Annotated in this window: 14 protein-coding genes and 1 riboswitch; of the genes, 6 read left to right on the top strand and 8 right to left on the bottom strand. The window is 63.9% G+C overall.

The features are described 5' to 3' along the window. Window positions 1-713: 713 nt before the first annotated feature. From INT29_RS08510 to INT29_RS08485, 5 genes are all read right to left on the bottom strand, one after another. The gene (locus INT29_RS08510; protein ID WP_101573232.1) at window positions 714-2210 is read right to left on the bottom strand and encodes an L-serine ammonia-lyase; all 1497 of its coding nucleotides are present in this window, start codon (window positions 2208-2210) and stop codon (window positions 714-716) included. Window positions 2211-2302: 92 nt separating this feature from the next. Then, on the bottom strand, window positions 2303-2701 hold the full coding sequence (gcvH, locus tag INT29_RS08505; RefSeq protein WP_180959004.1) for a glycine cleavage system protein GcvH: 399 nt from the start codon (window positions 2699-2701) through the stop codon (window positions 2303-2305). Window positions 2702-2793: 92 nt separating this feature from the next. Beyond that, window positions 2794-4077 carry an aminomethyltransferase family protein gene (locus tag INT29_RS08500; RefSeq protein WP_193071362.1) on the bottom strand — a complete coding sequence of 428 codons (1284 nt, stop codon included), beginning with the start codon at window positions 4075-4077 and terminating at the stop codon, window positions 2794-2796. Continuing rightward, the gene (gcvP, locus tag INT29_RS08495; RefSeq protein WP_193071361.1) at window positions 4077-7028 is read right to left on the bottom strand and encodes an aminomethyl-transferring glycine dehydrogenase; all 2952 of its coding nucleotides are present in this window, start codon (window positions 7026-7028) and stop codon (window positions 4077-4079) included. The genes INT29_RS08500 and gcvP overlap by 1 nt, the downstream gene beginning before the upstream one ends. A gap of 115 nt (window positions 7029-7143) precedes the next feature. Beyond that, a riboswitch (glycine riboswitch) is annotated at window positions 7144-7265 on the bottom strand. 384 nt (window positions 7266-7649) lie between these two features. After that, on the bottom strand, window positions 7650-8450 hold the full coding sequence (locus INT29_RS08485) for an SDR family oxidoreductase (protein WP_193071360.1): 801 nt from the start codon (window positions 8448-8450) through the stop codon (window positions 7650-7652). A gap of 120 nt (window positions 8451-8570) precedes the next feature. Here INT29_RS08485 and INT29_RS08480 point away from each other — a divergent pair, with 120 nt between their 5' ends. Beyond that, entirely contained in the window at window positions 8571-9152 is a 582-nt protein-coding gene (locus INT29_RS08480; RefSeq protein ID WP_101573224.1) for a DUF1990 family protein, read from the top strand. A 5-nt stretch (window positions 9153-9157) separates the two neighbouring features. Here the strand turns inward: INT29_RS08480 and INT29_RS08475 are convergent, their stop codons facing one another. Next, window positions 9158-10060, bottom strand: a complete 903-nt coding sequence (locus INT29_RS08475) for an aldo/keto reductase (protein ID WP_101573222.1) — start codon at window positions 10058-10060, stop codon at window positions 9158-9160. Window positions 10061-10178: 118 nt separating this feature from the next. Between INT29_RS08475 and INT29_RS08470 the strand changes: the two genes are divergently transcribed. After that, complete coding sequence (locus tag INT29_RS08470) at window positions 10179-10757, top strand: TetR/AcrR family transcriptional regulator (protein WP_226841746.1); 579 nt, start codon at window positions 10179-10181, stop codon at window positions 10755-10757. After that, on the top strand, window positions 10754-11590 hold the full coding sequence (locus INT29_RS08465; RefSeq protein ID WP_193071359.1) for a phosphotransferase family protein: 837 nt from the start codon (window positions 10754-10756) through the stop codon (window positions 11588-11590). The genes INT29_RS08470 and INT29_RS08465 overlap by 4 nt, the downstream gene beginning before the upstream one ends. A gap of 60 nt (window positions 11591-11650) precedes the next feature. On the opposite strand, the gene INT29_RS08460 is transcribed toward INT29_RS08465, so the two are convergent. Next, window positions 11651-12556 (bottom strand): LysR substrate-binding domain-containing protein, encoded by a 906-nt coding sequence (locus tag INT29_RS08460; protein ID WP_101573216.1) that lies wholly within the window; start codon window positions 12554-12556, stop codon window positions 11651-11653. A gap of 162 nt (window positions 12557-12718) precedes the next feature. On the opposite strand from INT29_RS08460, the gene INT29_RS08455 reads away from it, so the two are divergent. The 3 genes from INT29_RS08455 to fabG all read left to right on the top strand — a co-directional run bounded on the left by INT29_RS08455 (window position 12719) and on the right by fabG (window position 16031). After that, entirely contained in the window at window positions 12719-13948 is a 1230-nt protein-coding gene (locus tag INT29_RS08455) for a CaiB/BaiF CoA transferase family protein (RefSeq protein WP_101573214.1), read from the top strand. A 58-nt stretch (window positions 13949-14006) separates the two neighbouring features. Beyond that, window positions 14007-15170 (top strand): acyl-CoA dehydrogenase family protein, encoded by a 1164-nt coding sequence (locus INT29_RS08450; RefSeq protein WP_101573213.1) that lies wholly within the window; start codon window positions 14007-14009, stop codon window positions 15168-15170. Window positions 15171-15239: 69 nt separating this feature from the next. Next, entirely contained in the window at window positions 15240-16031 is a 792-nt protein-coding gene (gene fabG, locus INT29_RS08445) for a 3-oxoacyl-ACP reductase FabG (RefSeq protein WP_101573211.1), read from the top strand. A 169-nt stretch (window positions 16032-16200) separates the two neighbouring features. Here fabG and INT29_RS08440 read toward each other — a convergent pair whose 3' ends face one another. Then, a complete protein-coding gene (locus INT29_RS08440) occupies window positions 16201-17514 on the bottom strand; it encodes an acyltransferase family protein (RefSeq protein ID WP_101573209.1) in 1314 nt (437 codons plus the stop codon). Window positions 17515-17535: the final 21 nt, after the last annotated feature.

The raw sequence follows: 17535 nt of genomic DNA, 5'->3' as shown, positions 1-17535 counted from the left end.
CGGACATCGGTTTCTGTTTGAGGTTCAGCGACTGCGTTTCTCACGCCCCCAAACCTAACGACCTGAGGATGAGCGTCAACTCGAAAACCGGCGATTCACGCCACATTCCGGTGTGATTCCCGCGCGTGTTCCGCACGTCACGAACCCGGGTTTCCCCATGGCATCTCTGGGATGCGCCAGGGCGCTCCCGCGCGCTCATGCCGGGACAGAGCTTCGTTATCGTTTCGTTACATTTCAACACCTTTGGAACTGCGGTTCCACGGATGTTCCACGTTTCGCCGCCGCTTCGAGTCGTGACTTCGGGATGACTTTTCGATAGGCGCTGAAGCCAGCGCCCGCCTCATTGAGACGTGCGGCAGGGCTGGTTATTGAATGGGTGTGGGTGTGGAGGGCGCGGGTGCGGGTGTGGAGGGTGTGGGAGAGGAGGGCGCGGATATGTGGGTGAGGGTGTGGAGGGTGTGGGAAAGGGCGCCTCAACGGAGGCTGTCGCCGGCACCCGGCACCGATACAGCGCCGGAGCGTCCATACACCTATGCGTGCGTAGGTGTATGGACGCTCCGGCGTGGTCTCGATGGAGACACAGCCTCACGCATAGGGCGCAAGGGCGCTCCTCGGCGCCTAACCTGTGTTTCGGCCCTTAGCCTGTGTCTCGGCATGCGCGCCGGGCTTCACAGGAGCCCCTGGCCCCGCCTACCTCGGCGGCCCGGGCTACCTCAGCACTCCACGACGTTGACGGCGAGGCCGCCCTGCGCTGTCTCCTTGTACTTCGAGCTCATATCGGCGCCCGTCTGGCGCATCGTCTCGATCACCTCGTCGAGGCTGACCCTGTGCTGGCCATCGCCCCACAGCGCCATCCTCGAGGCGTTGATCGCTTTGCCTGCCGCGATCGCATTGCGTTCGATGCACGGGACCTGAACGAGCCCGGCGATCGGGTCGCAGGTCAGGCCCAGGTTGTGCTCCATCGCGATCTCGGCGGCGTTCTCGACCTGCTCGGGAGTTCCGCCCATGATGGCGGCCAGTCCCCCGGCGGCCATCGACGACGCGGATCCGACCTCACCCTGGCAGCCCACCTCGGCGCCGGAGATCGACGCTCTCTCCTTGTACAGGACACCCACCGCCGCCGAGGTGAGCAGGAAGTCCACGATCGCCCTGTGCTTGGCAGCCTCGCCGCCCTTGACCACAGAATCCACATAGTTCAGTGCGTAGTGGAGCACCGCGGGGATGATGCCCGCCGCACCATTCGTCGGCGCGGTGACCACGCGTCCGCCAGAAGCGTTCTCCTCGTTGACGGCCATGGCGATGAGGTTGACCCACTCCAGGTAGTATCCGGGGTCACGTTCGGGGTCCTCGGCCTTGAGCTTGAGATACCAGTCGTGAGCCCGTCGGCGCACCTTGAGTCCGCCTGGCAGGTAGCCCGAACGGTCCAAGGACGCCGAGGCGCATTCCTCCATCACGGAGTAGATGTGGAGGAGACCGTGGCGGATCTCGTCCTCATCGCGCATCGACTTCTCGTTGACGAGCATGATCTCAGCGACCGACATATCGGTCTCCTTGCAGCGCTGCAGGAGTTCGACGGCCGAGTGGAACGGGTAGGGCAGTTCTTCACTGTAAGCCTGCAGCTCGGCGTCGATGACAGCGTCGGCAACGGCGAACTCGTTGGCGTCATCGGTTCCGGACTCAGCAACAGCCTCGGCGGCCTGCTCCTTCTCACGGAACTCGGTCTCTGAGGTGACGAAGCCGCCGCCCACCGAGTAGTAGGTCTCTTCGGCCATCGTCTTGCCTTCAGCATCGAAGGCGGCAATGGTCATGGCATTCGTGTGGCGGGGCTTGATGGTCAGGGGACGTTTGACCATATCGTTCTCGGTGAAGGCGATCTCGACACCGCCAGCAGCGGCATCCGAGTCCCCGGCCACGTCGCCGAGGAGGATTGTGCCGGTCTCGGACATGCGGGTCCGGCGGGCGGTGAGTTCATTGGCTTCGACGTGCTCGGGAGAACAGCCTTCCAGGCCGATCAGGATGGCGTCAAAGGTGCCGTGTCCGGCACCGGTGGCGGCAAGGGACCCGAAGACATCAACCTTGATGTCTGCAACGGATCCGAGCTTGTCGCCCAGAAGTGTGAGGAAGCTCGATGCCGCTCGCATCGGGCCGACGGTGTGGGAACTCGACGGGCCGATGCCGACGGTAAAGAGATCGAAGACGCTCAGTGGCATGGAAAATACTCCGATTCTTTTCGTGTGATCGATGGGACCGGCCACGGGCCGGATGTTCCAGCCGTGGTCGGTCCCATCGGTCGGAGATTGTGTCAGAGGGAGTTGGCCTCTGCGTAGCCTGCTGCATCCATCACTTCGCCCAGTTCGGTGACGTTGACTTCGAACAGCCAGCCGTCGCCGTAGGGGTCGGAGTTGAGCAGTCCGGGGTTGTCCGTGGCTGCCTCGTTGATGGAGGTGACCTCGCCGGTGACGGGGCAGTATAGGTCAGAGACCGACTTGGTCGATTCGACCTCGCCACATGTTTCGCCTGCGGTGACGGTGTCGCCGACTTCCGGCAGATCCACGTACACGACCTCGCCGAGGGCGTCAGAGGCGACCGCGGTGATGCCGATCTTCACCGTCTTGCCGACAATGGCGTCGGCACCGGCGTTGATCCACTCGTGCTCAGCGGAGTACGTGAAGTTGTCTGGGAGCGGAGGCAATTCAGCCATGATTGTCCTTTTCTGCTGGTTGACAGCTGTATGGGTGAGCAGGTGCCCCCAGTGTACGAGCCACCGGGGGCAACAACATCAGGTTCGGTGGATCAGTTCTCGCCGCGTTTGTAGAACGGAAGTTCGGCCACGGTGAATTCGTGGGACTTGCCGCGGATGTCCACGAACACGGGTGTGCCCGGATCGCCCAGCCCGCGGTCGAGGAACGCCAGGGCGATGGGGTGTCCCAGCGTCGGCGAGGGCTGTCCGGAGGTGATGGTTCCGACGGCAGTGCCGTCCTCGGCACCGACCTCATCTGCAGAAGCGAAGACGGTTGCCCCGGACCGTGCGGCGCGGCGGCCAGCGGAGGTGAGGCCGACGAGCACGCGTGCCGGTTCGGTCTCCCCCAGCTTGGCCAACGCGTCACGAGCTACGAAGTTCTCCTTCGTTTTGAACCCGATCATGCGGCCTAGACCCACGTCGCAGGGCGAGGTCTCGAGGCTGAGTTCGTTGCCGTAGAGCGGCATGCCGGCTTCCAGGCGCAACGAATCACGCGAGGCCAGGCCGCAGGGCACGAGGCCGTAGTCGACTCCCGCGGTTGTCAGGGTCTCCCACAAACGCTCGGCTGCGATGTTGGGAATGTAGAGTTCGAAGCCGTCCTCGCCTGTGTAGCCGGTGCGCGCGAGCATCAGGTCGATGCCCGCGATCGTCAGCGGCATCCATGCGTAGTACTTCAGCTCCCGGACCGCCTCGCCGACGGTGATCCCTGTCGAGTTCACCGAGGAATCATCGCCGGAGCCGTCGACGGCCGCATCGTTGGCCGTCGATCCGTCCGCCGAGGTGGTCGCGGGCCCGAATTCCCCATGTGCACCCTCCTCGAGGGCCCGAAGGATGATGGCCGCGGAGTTCGGCCCCTGCACGGCGATGAGTGCCGTGTCCTCTGACTCGTCGAAGAGTTTGGCATCGGCACCTGGGGACTCCCCCTGCAGGAAGTTCTGCAGGCGTTCCTTCAAGGTCGCGACGACGGTCGGGGTGTTCGAGGCGTTCGGGACGATGAGGAACTCTTCGTCAGCGATCCGGTAGGTGATGAGGTCGTCGAGGATGTAGCCGGCTTCGTTGACCAGCACACCGTACTTGGCTTTGCCGATCTTCATCTTCGAGTACTTCGCCACGAGCGCGTAGTCGAGGAAAGCGGCGGCATCGGAGCCGGTGAGGCGGACTTCTCCCATATGGGAGAGGTCGAAGATGCCTGCTGCCTCACGCACGGCTCGGTGCTCGGCCAGTTCGGATCCGTACTTCAGCGGCATGTCCCATCCGCCGAAGTCGGTGAAAGATGCACCCAGCTGCTCATGGATTCCGTGCAGTGGGGTCTCGCGCGTCGAATTCTCGGTACTCATCAGTCGTCCTCTCCATCGTTGACCTCGAAGGCCTCTGGCGGTGGGCAGGTGCACACCAGGTTGCGGTCGCCATAAGCACCGTCGATGCGGCTGACCGGCGGGAAGTACTTGGTCTGACGCAATCCCTTGACCGGGAACACAGCGGTGTCGCGGGAGTACTTGGCATCCCAGTCATCCATCACGACGGTGGCTGGGTGTGGGGCACCGGCCAGCGGCGACTCCTCGTAGGTGTACTGGTCGCCGATCGAATCGATCTCGGCGCGGATGACGCGCATGGCCTCGATGAAGCGATCGAGTTCGTCCTTGTCCTCGGACTCGGTCGGTTCGACCATCAGGGTCCCGGGGACCGGGAACGCCAGGGTCGGGGCGTGGAAACCGAAGTCGATGAGGCGTTTGGCCACATCCTCGGCGGTCACACCCGACTTCGCTGTGGCCTCGCGCAGGTCGAGGATGGTTTCGTGGCCGACGAGTCCGTGCTCACCCGAGTAGAGAATGGGGAACACATCGTGGAGCTTGGCCGCCAGGTAGTTCGCCCCCAGCAGTGCTGCACGCGAGGCCTCGCGCAGTCCGTCGCCGCCCATCAGCTCAAGGTAGGCGAAGCTGATCGGCAGGACGCCGGCGGAGCCGAACATCGAGGCCGAGATCGGCAGTTCGTGGGCATCCTCGGCACCGGCCACGAGTTCGGCCGCGGTGGGATCGCCGGGCAGGTACGGGGCGAGGTGTTCGCGCACCGCGACCGGTCCGACACCGGGTCCGCCGCCACCGTGGGGGATGCAGAAGGTCTTGTGCAGGTTGAGGTGGGAAACGTCGCCGCCGAACTCGCCGGGCTTGGCCAGACCGACCATGGCGTTGAGGTTCGCACCATCGACGTAGACCTGGCCGCCGGCTGCATGGATCTTCTCGCAGACGTCGCGGACCTCGGACTCGAAGATGCCGTTGGTCGACGGGTAGGTGATCATGATCGCAGCGAGATTGTCCGCGTTCTTCTCGATCTTCGCGTCGAGGTCGGCCATGTCGACCGAGCCGTCCTCGGCGGTCGCGATAACCTGGACCTTGAGTCCGGCCAGGACCGCAGATGCGGCGTTGGTGCCGTGAGCCGACTGCGGGATGAGGACCACGTCGCGGTTGGCGTCACCGTTGGCCACATGGAAGTTGCGGATCGCCAGCAGCCCGGCCAGCTCACCCTGAGAGCCTGCATTGGGCTGCAGGGACACACGGTCATAGCCGGTGACCTCGACGAGCGAGTTCTCCAGACGGGTGATTAGGTTTCGCCAGCCATGAGTCTGCTCGACGGGGGCGAAGGGGTGGATGGAAGCGAACTCCGGCCAGGTGATGGGTTCCATCTCCGCCGCGGCGTTGAGCTTCATCGTGCACGAGCCGAGCGGGATCATGGTCCGATCCAACGCCAGGTCCCGGTCAGCGAGGGTGCGCAGGTAACGCATCATCGAGGTCTCGGACCCGTGTGCGCTGAAGACGGGGTGGGTGAGGAACTCGGTATCGCGGTGGAAGGTCGCGTCGAAGGCTGGGGTCGGAACATGATTGGCACCGAATGTCCCCGCCGAGGCGGCTTCGAAGTCCGCTTCGTCGATGCGGGCGATGATTCCCAGGGCTTCAAGCAGTCCGTTGGCATCGGCGACCGAGTGTGGTTCGCCGAAGGAGACGCCGATGGTGGAGTCGTCGATGACGCGGATATTGAAACCGGCGCGTTCGGACACGACTCTGGCTGCTTCTGCGTCGGCGACGCGGATGGCCACGGTGTCGAAGAATTCGCGGCTGACCACCTCGGCGCCGGGTGCGGTGTCCGCGCACGCTCCGAAGGCCTGGGCCAGGCGGTGGATGCGGGAGGCGATGCGGGTCAGGCCGACGGGGCCGTGATAGACGGCGTACATGGAGGCCACGTTGGCCAGCAGTGCCTGCGCGGTGCAGATGTTGGACGTCGCCTTCTGGCGGCGGATGTGCTGCTCACGGGTCTGCAGGGCCAGGCGGTAACCGGGTTTGCCCTGGGAATCTTTGGAGACACCGACGAGGCGGCCGGGCAGCTGGCGCTGGAGGCCGGACTTCACGGCCATGAAGCCGGCGTGGGGTCCGCCGAAGAACAAGGGAACACCGAAGCGCTGGGCCGAGCCCACGGAGATGTCGGCGCCCTGGGAGGCGGAATCCTTGAGCAGGGTCAGGGCCAGGAGGTCGGCGTCGAAGGTCACAAGTGCGCCGCGATCGTGGGCGCCGTCCACGGCTTCGGTGAAGTCGCGGATGACTCCGGTGGTGCCGGGCTGGGCACAGACGATGCCGAAGATATCTTCGCCTACGAGGCCTTTGGCCAGGTCAGCGACGGTGACGCGGAAGTCCATAGCCTTCGCTCGGGCACGGACGACGGCGATGGTCTGCGGATGGAGTTCGGAGTCGAGGACGACGGTCGTCCCCTTCTTCACTGCTCGACGCATGAGGAGGACGGCCTCGGCGACGGCGGTGGCCTCATCGAGGAGGGAGGCGTTGGCGATGTCGAGGCCGGTGAGGTCCTGGACGACCTGCTGGAAGTTCAGCAGCGCTTCGAGGCGGCCCTGGGAGATTTCGGGCTGGTACGGGGTGTAAGCGGTGTACCAGGCGGGGTTCTCGACCAGGTTGCGGCGGATGACGGCCGGGGTGATCGTGTCGTAGTAGCCCTGGCCGATCATCTGCGTGCGCATGACGTTCTGGCCGGCGATCGCGCGGAGGTCACCGAGGACCTCGGCTTCGGAGCGGCCGGTGGGCAGGTCGAGTCCGTCGATCTGGATGGATTCTGGGACGGCTGCGGCCGACAGCGCTTCGAGGGAGTCGTAGCCGAGTTCGGCCAGCATGGCCGCGGTGTCGTCGGCGCGGGGGCCGATGTGCCGGTCGGAGAAGGGACGTTCGGTGTCTCCGGTGGGGGCGGTGGTGTGCGCGAGTGAACTTGTGTGGGCGTGTGAACTGGTCATGCCGTCCTCGGGTCGGTGTCGCGCCCGCCTATGGAGGACGCACTGAGCAGTGGTGGTCCTCCCCGTTCTGTCGGACTGACAACGCGCGAGCGCGGTAGCGGTCCTTCAGATATGCCTGCAATCGGTGGTACTGGGCCTGAGAGTTTCCCGGGGAGGGAATTGCACCTACGGCGCTGCTTCGCACTGTTCGGGCAACCGGTGGTTGCGACAGTTGAGCAGCTCTCCCACGTCATGTCTTAACGGCAGTATTCAATTGTGTGGTTCTGCTTGTTGCTGGTTTTACTTGTTGCTGATGTGGCTATGTACTTATAGGGCCAAGTCTAGTGGGTGAGATCACGGCGGACAAACACCGTGGACTGGGCCCTGAACCGGGTCCTGAGCAGGGCATTGGACCGGTCACTGGGCCGGTCGCCGGGCCGGTCACTGGGCCGGTCACTGGGCCGGTCACTGGGCCGATCACTGGGCTGGCTACTAGGCCAGTCGGACGAACGGCGAGATAGCGGTCCCAGCTCACGCGGAGCTCGGACTGTTCGCACTCACGTATTCGAGGATTTCGCGGGAACAGAACCTCGAAATTCGTTGATTCGATCGAGGTTCTGTTCCCGCGAAATCCTTGACCGGCTAGGCTTTTCCGCCGGCAGTGATGACTCCACCGTCGGCGGTGAGCACCTGGGCGGTGATCCAGTCGGCATCCGAGGACGCCAGGTAGGCCACTGCAGCGGCGATGTCCTCGGGGGTGCCGAGACGCTTGGCTGGGTAGGCGGAGGCGACTTCCTCTTCTTTGCCTTCGTAGAGCGCAGTGGCGAAGTTCGTCTTGACCACTGCTGGGGCCACAGCATTGACGCGAATATCAGGACCGAGTTCGACGGCCAGGGACTTCGTCAGGTGTGACACCGCTGCCTTCGAGATGCCATAGAAGGAGATGCCGGGGCTGGGAACCTGACCAGCTACGGAGGAGATACTCACGACCCGCCCCTTGTTCTCACGGAAGCCCAGCTTCTCGTGATGGACTGCCTCCTGCACCCAGGCAAGCGTGCCGATGACGTTGACGTCGAGGATCTTGCGAGCGGCATCGAGATCAAGGTCGATGAGCGGACCGTAGACCGGGTTGATGCCCACGTTCGTGACCAACACATCGAGTCGACCGAACTTCTCCGCGATCGTGTCGTAGACCTCCGCGCGGTGCTTGGGGTCATCGGACTTCCCGGCAATAGCCAGGGCAGTGCCTTCGGGGAATTGCGCGACCGCCTCGGCGAGGGCCTCGGGTTTTCGGGCGGTGAGGATGACGGTGGCACCCTCTGCCTGCAGCCGCTTGGCGATGCCGAGTCCGATTCCACGACTGGCACCGGTGATGAGTGCGACCTGACCGGCGAATCGCGCGCCGAGGTGAGTCTGGTCTTGGGTGCTGGCGTGTTCTGTCATGCGTGAACTCCATCGTCCGTCGAGTTAACCGAGCGTTCGCTCAGTGCTGTGTTTGTATCGTAGGCAGGAGCGACCGACAATCACAAGGACGAGTTGGCCGGCAGCATCAGGAGATAACGGATGAACCGATTGAAGCAGACCCTCGACCTGGGACCGGCCGAGGTGTTCCCGATGGCAAGGGAGGCGATCCTGACGTGGAAGCTGCAGGAGTCTGCCGGTGTCATCGCGCGTCCGGTCCGTCGTGTTCATGTCGGTCAGGTCGTGAATCTCTGGCTCAATCCGACCTGGCCGCTGCCTGCACCACGTCTGCGCGGACGCGAGCTCACAATTCCGGTCGGAACCTGCGAAGTCATCGAGGTCATCGACGCAGAATCTGCAGCGGGTTTCGTCTATCGCACTCTGCCCGGGCACCTCGAGTCTGGGGAGCAGATGTTCCTCGCGTCCCTCGGATCGGACGGTCGCCTCGGTGTCTCCATCACTTCGGATTCCGTTCCCGGACACCCGCTGCTGAGAGCCTTCGCTCCGATGTCTGTTGCAGCGCAGAAGATGATGGCCCGGCGATATGCGGCCGGCCTGAAGAGGATGCTGCAGGAGTCAAGTGTGCGCGGGACCGACCGTCAACCTGTGGCTCAATCCGCTATGGCCCATGTCGCCAAGGCGGTCGCAGCAGCCACTCGAACCGGCATTCGCCACTCGGGCTAGTCAAGTTAGTCGAGCTGGCCGGGCCAGTCGAGCTGGTCGAGCTGATCCATGACCTTGGCGGAGAGTTCGATCTCGCTGACAGCGAGGTTCTCCCTCAGGTGAGCAATGGAAGTGGTGCCGGGAACCAGTACGGTATTCGCCGCATGGTGCAGCAGCCATGCCAAGCCGAGCTGCGCCGGTGTGATGCCCGATGCTGCCGCCATGTCACGAATGACAGGATGCGAACCGACTTTTGCGATGCCCGGCTGCGCTCCTCCCAGAGGGAAGAACGGCATCCACACCACCCCGTTGTCGGCACACGCACGGAGAATCGGTTCGTCGCTGCGATCGACGAGGCTGAAGTTGTTCTGCACGGCAGCGGTCACTCCGAGAACTGCCTCGTCGAGGGAGTCGCCGGTGATGCCACTCAGTCCGATGTGACCGATCTTGCCCTCAGCCCGCAGCTGTTCCAGCTCCGCCAGCTGGTCGTCCAATGCGACCAGTTGGTCACCCTCCGCAGTGATTCCGGGCCCCGCATCGAGACGGCGCAGGAAGAGCAGATCGATGTGTTCGACACCGAGACTTCGCAGATTATCTTCGACACCCGCTCGCAACTGGTGCGGCTTCTGCGCCGGACGGAGCGGGATCGCACCCGCCGGATCGTATTCGGCCCCGACCTTCGTCGACATCACGATCTCATCATCGTCCGTCAGCGCTCGCCGCAGAATGTCGTTGACGAACCCGTCACCGTAGAAATGAGCGGTGTCGATCACTCCCACCCCTTCGTCGACTGCTCGCCGAACCACCCCGATCGCTGCCTGCGGATCATCGCCGAGGCGCTCAAGCTGCATGGTCCCGTATCCGACCTTGGAGATGGTGCGACCGGCGAGCTCGATCGTTGCGTCGCGTCTCGTTTCGGCAGTGCTCATGAGAGCCTCCTATGTGATAATCGGCAGTGAGCGGAGGTTCCTCCGCTTTGTGGGCACTACGCTACCGGAGTGTCCTCCGTTTATGAACCCTGAATCCGACCTAATCCCAGGAGCACCCATGCGGGCCGACGCACTCCGCAATCGCAGCAAGATCCTCGCCGCGGCTCGCGATGCCTACTCAGACGGGGACGCCGGTGCGTCACTGGACGCCATCGCGCAGGCCGCAGGAGTCGGCATCGGAACCCTCTATCGCCACTTCCCCACCCGCGAGGCACTCGTTGATGCCCTCTACGCGGCAGAGTTGGACGCGGTCATCGCAGCCGCTCCGAGCCTCCTTGAGGATTACCCCGCCGACAGGGCACTGCACATCTGGGCGGGACGTTACTTCCAATTCGTAGAGCTCAAGCACGGAATGTTCGAAACGCTGCGTTCAGGATGGGCCGCCGGCACCATCGCCACCCCGGACACGCGCTCTCGCGTGACTGAAACCATCGCCGCCTTCCTCTCGGCGGGAAGCAGCGCCGGCGTGCTTCGCAATGATATCGACGCAAAGGACGTCACGGCTTCGCTCATAGGAATCCAGCTCGGCCACGCCGTCGCCGGGGACTCTCCCGCTCAGCGCGAACGCCTCCTCGATCTGCTTCTCGACGGACTCGCGGCCGGAGCACAATCCCAGCCGCAGAACCCAACAGGATGAGAAGCGCTCCGCTCAGCGCAGATGCAGTCAGGCTGGTCCGCAGCGCCTCCCACCTTATCGGGCGCGAGCTGATCTTGGTCGATTTCCTCACCGGCGGTCAGCACGCAACCACCCTGCTAGCGAGCGACGGAAAGACAGAATTCGTCGTCCGCGCCTTCCCTGCCCATGACGATTCGGCCGTCAGGGAAGCTGAGATCCTCAACCGGATATCACCTCTGGGTGACTGGGTTCCCCGACTGATCGCAGTCAGCGATGATCTGCGCGATCCCGTCATCGTGACCTCGCGGGTCGCCGGCACTGCACCCTACCGCGAGCTGCCACCAGCAGTGATCGCCACTGAGATGGCGGCTGCACTGGTGCGGATCCACACACTCGACGGCAGCGGGCTGAGACCCACTCCTGCAGAGCCCCCGCACGGACATTCTGATCTTGCACTCCGTGCTCAGCGAGAATGGGATTGTCTGGACATGCGTGATCCAGTACTCACTCACTCGGACTTCTGGTGTGGGAATGCACTATGGAAGGCGGGCGGGCTCGCCGGAGTCGTCGACTGGTCGGGTGCACACCGAGGTCCGCGCGGAGTCGATATGGCGTGGTGCCGACAGGACCTTGTGCTCCTCGGCTCCCCCGAGGCTGCCGGACTCTTCCTCGAGGAGTACGAACGACTGCTGGGACGCACAATCAGTGATATCCACGCTTGGGATGTGCAAGCAGCAGCTCGAGCCCACGAACGTGTTGAGACCTGGCTGCCCAACTACCACGGCATCGGTCGGACCGAGATGACCTCAGGGATCCTGCGGCAGAGGCTCGATGCGTGGAACGCGACGCTCTGACGCAGCCCGACGATGGGCGCCGCGCCACAAGGTAAGGCGCATCGAGGCAACGCGCGGCACTCACTCTGTTACGACGGTCGGCAGAACCTCCTCCGCGAGGACGAGCACTGCCTCCAGCGACGATTTGCCATGACCGGTCCGATGCGCCAGGTACAGAGTCGAGGGATCCTGCTCGACATCGAGGGGTACGGCCACGGTTCCCGCCTCACGCGTATTCGCCGAGACCGAGTCGAAGGTGATCGAGATACCCAGTCCTGCTGCAACAAGGGCGCCGATCGTCTGCGAATCCGGCGCCGCCTGAGCCAGGCGAGGGGTGAAGCCGGCCTCGTGGCACAGCCGTAGGGTGTTCTCTCGCAGCGTCGAGCTGGGATGGGCAGGCAGGGCGATGAAGTCTTCGTCAGCAAGTTCATCCACGCGCAGAGAGGAATGTTTTGCCAGCCGATGACCTTCGGGCAGTGCGGCGCACAGACGCTCGATCATGACCGGTCGCCCCGTCACCCCAGGCGGCTGCTTGTCCCATCGGACCAAAGCGAGATCAAGGGTTCCGTCGACCAGCCTGGCTAGACCCTCCTCAGCGAAGACGTTGGACTCGAGGCTGAAGACGATGCCCGGACTCCGCCCTCGCGAGGCTGTCACCAGGGCAGCCGCCAGAGCCCGCGAGGATGACCTGGCGAAACCGAAGCTGATGCGCCCGGTCTCCCCCGCTGCCGCCCGCTGGACGGAATCGACCGCAAGACTCTGGTATTCGAGCATTTTTCTCGCAGGCTCGATCAGCGCCTCACCCTCCGACGAGAGCCTCACGTTCCGAGTCGTGCGCTGAAACAGGGAGACCCCGAGGTCGTCCTCGAGAGCCCTGATCGTACGGCTCAGCGGGGGCTGGAGTACACCCAGCCGCGCAGCGGCACGGCCGAAGTGCAGCTCTTCGGCGACGGCGAGAAAGGCACGCACCTGCTGAATCTCCATCATGTTCTGCTCTCCATCTACCTACGACCGCACACAGATCCTGCATTCGCTTAAATACCATTACAGATAATAATCACTTCTCATTATTACTCATATTGCTATATTGTGGGGTGAAACACTCTGAGGAACCTCAGAGTCGAGCAGAATCACCGGGAGCGTTCATCGATGAATGGCGAGACAGCCACGAGCCAGGCACCAGCGGATCACGGGACGACCGCGAGAGATCAGGCCGCGTCCATCGCCGATTTCCTCCCACGCGCTGGCAACGGTCCTCTCTCGGGCCAAGTCGTCGTTGATTTCTCCCGTGTCCTCGCCGGCCCCTATTCCACGATGATGCTCGCCGACCTCGGCGCCACGGTCATCAAGGTCGAAGGTCCGGGCGGTGACGACACGAGGAACTGGAGCCCACCGGTTCGTGATGACGATGCCACCTACTATCTGTCGATCAATCGGAACAAGTTCGACATCGTGCTCGACTTCTCCGATGCCGATGACCTCGAAATCGCCCAGAAGCTCGCTGCCAGAGCCGACATCGTCGTCGAGAACTTCAAACCGGGCGGCTTGAAGAAGTTCGGCCTCGACTACGACTCGATCAAGGACGCCAACGCTGAAGTCATCTATGCCTCGGTCACTGGCTTCGGTGCACACAATGCTCTGCCCGGCTACGATCTGCTGGTCCAGGCGATGTCCGGTTTCATGAGCGTCACCGGCAGCCCCGAGGGCTCCCCCTACCGTGCCGGCGTCGCAGTCTTCGACGTCATCACCGGACTGCACACGACGATCGGCATCATGGCCGCGATCCAACACAAACATCTCACCGGCGAAGGTCAGCTGGTGGAAACGAACCTCATGTCTTCGGCGATGTCGGGCCTTGCAAATCAGTCCGGAGCCTATGCCGCCGCAGGTGTGACACCGACGCGCATGGGCAACGCCCACCCCAGCCTCTACCCGTACCAGCCGATGGCGACAAAGGGCGGCGAGCTCATCGTTGCTGCGGCCAACGACGGTCAGTTCGCGACTCTCGCCAAGGCCCTCGGGCGACCGGACTGGGCCGAAGACGAACGCTTTGCAAGGGCCAAGGCCCGCAACGCCAACCGTGACGAGCTCGAACCCGAACTCCTCGAAGCGCTCCAAGCCCACACCGCTCAGGAATGGTTTGAGAAGCTCACGGCCGTGGGCCTGCCCTGCGCCCCGATCAACTCGATCTCCCAGGGTGTCGAACGCGCCCGGGACCTCGGCCTCGACCCGATCGTCGACACAGGTCAGGGCGAGCGCGTCATTCCCACGATCCGCAATCCGATCCGTCTGGCCAAGTCCGAGGTCTCCTACGATCTCGCGCCGCCCGAGCTCGGGGCCGACTCCGATCGGGTCCGCGCCTGGCTCGACAGCCTCTGACCACCTCGGCGACTACATCACCTTGACACCCCGCCTCACCACATAAGGAGAACGAAGAATGGATACTTCGGAACTGGATGACGTCCTCTCGATCGTCCGCGAATTCGTCCGCGAGAAGGTCGTCCCCATCGAACTCGACATCGAGGCCAACGACGCCATCCCGGAGACGATCATCAAGGAATCCGCCGAGATGGGGCTCTTCGGCTGGGCTCTGCCCGAGGAGTACGGCGGGCTGGGCATGAACGCCGAACAGGACGCCCAGCTGGCAATGGAGCTCGGCTACACGACACCGTCGTTCCGGTCCGTGTTCGGCACGAACAACGGCATCGCCGGGCAGGTACTGGTCAATTACGGCACGGATGAGCAGAAGAGCGAATGGCTGCTGAAGCTGACGTCCGGCGATGTCGTCGCTTCCTTCGCTCTGACCGAGTCCGAGGCCGGCTCCGACCCCTCGGGCATGCGCACCAGAGCTGTGCGCGAGGGTGAGGATTACGTTATCAACGGCAGCAAACGCTTCATCACCAACGCCGAATCTTCCGACGTCCTCATGGTCTTCGCCCGCACCGACCCGAACGCGAAGGGTTCGAAGGGCATCTCGGTCTTCCTCGTGCCTACGAAGACGGCCGGTGTCACGCTCGGAGCTCATGACAACAAGATGGGTCAGGCCGGTGCCTGGACTTCCGAGATCTTCTTTGACGACGTCCGTGTCCCGGCCGCCAACCTCATCGGCGGTGAGGAGGAGAAGGGCTTCTACGCCGCAATGGCCTCACTGAACAAGGGCCGCCTGCACATCGCAGCGATCTGCGTGGGCCAGGCCACCCGCATCCTCGACGAGTCCGTGAACTATGCCGCCGAGGCGAAACAGGGTGGAGAGCCCATCGCCCGGTTCCAGCTGGTCCAGGCCATGCTCGCCGACATCTACACCGAGGTCGCCGCCGCCAAGGCTCTCGTACTCGCGGCCGCGAAGCGCTGGGACGCCGATGAGGATCGGAAGCTCGGGCCCAGCTCCGCGAAGCTCTTCGCCTCCGAGGCTCTGGGCCGCATCGCCGACAAGGGTGTGCAGATCCAGGGCGGAACGGGCTACATGCGCGAATCCGCGGTCGAACGCTTCTACCGCCATGCTCGCCTGTTCCGCATCTACGAAGGCACCTCGGAGGTCCAACGCGTCGTCGTCGCCCGGCAGCTGCTCAAGGGCGCCCACAAACCCCAGTTCAACCTGTAACTCATCCTCACGCACAGCAGATGATTCACGTACAGCTGACTCATCCACCCACAAAGAAGGAAGAACCCTATGACTGATGCACCCACCACTTCCACCGCACAGGGGATCTCCGAGATCCCCGGCCTGCTCACCGGCAAGGTTGCCGTCGTCACCGGCGGCGCCCAGGGGCTGGGCCTGGCCATGGCCCGCAGCCTCGTGAACTCCGGCGCGAAGGTCGTCCTCGGCGACATGAACGAGGAGAGCCTACGCTCAGCCGTTGAGGAACTCGGCGGTACGGAATCAGCTGCCGGTGTCGTGTGCAATGTGGCCTCACTGGAGAACACTGAAAAGCTCGCCGAGACGGCAACGACGACCTTCGGCGGCGTCGACATCTGGGTCAACAACGCCGGCATCACCCGCGACGCTACGATCCGGAAGATGACCGAGAAGGAATTCGACGACGTCATCTCCGTGCACCTGCGCGGAACCTGGAACGGACTCAAGGTCGCCACCGGTCTCATGCGCGAACAGGACCGCGGCGGAGCAATCGTCAACGTCTCATCCATCAGCGGCAAGGTCGGCATGCTCGGCCAGTCGAACTACTCCGCAGCGAAGGCCGGCATCGTCGGCATGACGAAGGCCGTGGCCAAGGAGGTCGCGTTCAAGGGCATCCGCATCAACGCGATCCAGCCCGGCTTCATCAACACCGCGATGACCGCGGCCATGCCGCAGCACGTGATCGATTCGAAGCTCTCCGAGATCCCGCTGGGCCGTCCTGGCGAGCCCGAAGAGGTCGCCTCGGTGGTGCTGTTCCTGGCCTCCGGCCTCTCCAGCTACCTCACCGGCACCGTCACCGAGATCTCCGGCGGTCGCCACATCTGATCACCCAGGCCAGCGTCGAGGTGACGAAATCCCAGCGGCCCAGCGGCCCAGCGGCCCAGCGGATTTGGAGGGAACAGAAGTGCGATTTCTATGACAGAAATCAGTGTTCTGTTCCCTCCAAATTCTGTCTGCGGCTCAATCTTGAGAGCTCAGTCTTGGCCCCGGCGGCTCAGTCTCGGTAGGAGCGCCTGCGCGGGAGTCTGACGACGCCGAAGACGATCATGCCCACCAGCGGCAGCAGCGGCCAGATCCAGGTCACCCCGGTGGCGTTGACCATGCCGACATCGGCCATGATCGCCAGTCCCACGCAGATCGCTGCCGCGGCAAGGATCGGCATCCACACCGGCGGAGCAGGGCGATCGTCGGGCTGCGCAGACTCGAACCGGCCGAAGATCACTACGAGGACGCCGGTGATCGCGAGCAGCCCCAGGCACCACAGGGGTCTGGTCAGCCACCAGACGCCGCTCAGTGGGGTGGGCAGCAAGGCCTCGGCGTTGAGCGCGAGGAGCATATGGGCCAGTGCCGTCAGTGCGGTGAGGTGCCAGAGGAACCAGGTCATGATCCGCTGATTGACCAGGACAGTGAGCATCCACAGCCCGGGGCTGCGCAGCAGTGCCGCCAGCGGTCGCTGCAGCATAAGCACGATTCCTGCCTGTGCCATTCCGAGGAAGGCCATGGTCACCCTGGTCGGGGCCGAGTTGGAGATCGTATCGGTACCGGCGGTGATCATCGAGACCGGGTACGGGCCGAGACCGACGAGAAGTCCCAGTCCCACGGCGCCGATGACGAAGATCAGCAGGCAGCGTTTCAGGCTCGAGAGCCTGCCGTCGAGCCATGCGTAGCCGAATTGGTGGAAGCTGGCCCAGACGAGCAGATAGTTGGGGTAACCGGCCAGGGTGCTGCCGGTGGAGATGCTGATGATGTCGATGATTCCCGCTGCAGCGATGCCGAGGACGATCGACCACCAGCCCCATTTCTCCCACAGCACCAGGCAGGGCGGGGCGACGATCGCGACGATCAGGTAAGCGGCGAGGAACCAGGTGGGCACCAGAGCCATCTGCGATGCCAGCTGGACAGCTGCCGGTTCGGCCCCGAGGCTCAACGCGATGATGCAGGTGGCCAGCCAGACGAGCAGAAGTGGGATGAGGGGCAGTCCCAGACGACGCAGGCGAGCGCGCAGCCATTCGGCGTAGCCGACGTCCTTCCGCCTCGCCGAACGCCAGGACAGAGCATTGGAATAGCCGCCGACCAGGAAGAAGATCGGCATCACCTGGAACAGCCAGGTCAGCGGGTGCGTCCAGCGCGCCTCATCGAGCAGGCCATGCGGCTCGATGCCTCCGGTGACGCTGACCGCGATGATCGTCCAGTGACCCAGCACGACGACGGTGATCGCTGCTGCGCGGAGGAAATCGACTTCGCGATTGCGGGAGTCAGGGGTGGCGGCGTCGATCTTCTGTGCCTGAGCCGTGAACGAACGGGGCATGTGCGGGGTCCTTTTCGGCAG

It is taken from the genome of Brevibacterium sp. FME37 (assembly GCF_014897485.1).
In the GTDB taxonomy this organism is placed as follows: domain Bacteria; phylum Actinomycetota; class Actinomycetes; order Actinomycetales; family Brevibacteriaceae; genus Brevibacterium.
The sequence above is the reverse complement of the archived record's forward strand: the minus strand, read 5'-3'. Positions and strand labels throughout refer to the sequence as shown.

Excerpts from the sequence above, each read along its gene's own strand:
- INT29_RS08450 (WP_101573213.1), top strand. The coding sequence starts at position 14,007 with ATGGATACTTCGGAACTGGATGACGTCCTCTCGATCGTCCGCGAATTC.
- gcvH (WP_180959004.1), bottom strand. The coding sequence starts at position 2,701 with ATGGCTGAATTGCCTCCGCTCCCAGACAACTTCACGTACTCCGCTGAG.
- INT29_RS08470 (WP_226841746.1), top strand. The coding sequence starts at position 10,179 with ATGCGGGCCGACGCACTCCGCAATCGCAGCAAGATCCTCGCCGCGGCT.
- INT29_RS08510 (WP_101573232.1), bottom strand. The coding sequence starts at position 2,210 with ATGCCACTGAGCGTCTTCGATCTCTTTACCGTCGGCATCGGCCCGTCG.
- INT29_RS08500 (WP_193071362.1), bottom strand. The coding sequence starts at position 4,077 with ATGAGTACCGAGAATTCGACGCGCGAGACCCCACTGCACGGAATCCAT.
- INT29_RS08465 (WP_193071359.1), top strand. The coding sequence starts at position 10,754 with ATGAGAAGCGCTCCGCTCAGCGCAGATGCAGTCAGGCTGGTCCGCAGC.
- INT29_RS08440 (WP_101573209.1), bottom strand. The coding sequence starts at position 17,514 with ATGCCCCGTTCGTTCACGGCTCAGGCACAGAAGATCGACGCCGCCACC.
- fabG (WP_101573211.1), top strand. The coding sequence starts at position 15,240 with ATGACTGATGCACCCACCACTTCCACCGCACAGGGGATCTCCGAGATC.
- INT29_RS08460 (WP_101573216.1), bottom strand. The coding sequence starts at position 12,556 with ATGATGGAGATTCAGCAGGTGCGTGCCTTTCTCGCCGTCGCCGAAGAG.
- INT29_RS08455 (WP_101573214.1), top strand. The coding sequence starts at position 12,719 with ATGAATGGCGAGACAGCCACGAGCCAGGCACCAGCGGATCACGGGACG.
- INT29_RS08480 (WP_101573224.1), top strand. The coding sequence starts at position 8,571 with ATGAACCGATTGAAGCAGACCCTCGACCTGGGACCGGCCGAGGTGTTC.
- gcvP (WP_193071361.1), bottom strand. The coding sequence starts at position 7,028 with ATGACCAGTTCACACGCCCACACAAGTTCACTCGCGCACACCACCGCC.
- INT29_RS08485 (WP_193071360.1), bottom strand. The coding sequence starts at position 8,450 with ATGACAGAACACGCCAGCACCCAAGACCAGACTCACCTCGGCGCGCGA.
- INT29_RS08475 (WP_101573222.1), bottom strand. The coding sequence starts at position 10,060 with ATGAGCACTGCCGAAACGAGACGCGACGCAACGATCGAGCTCGCCGGT.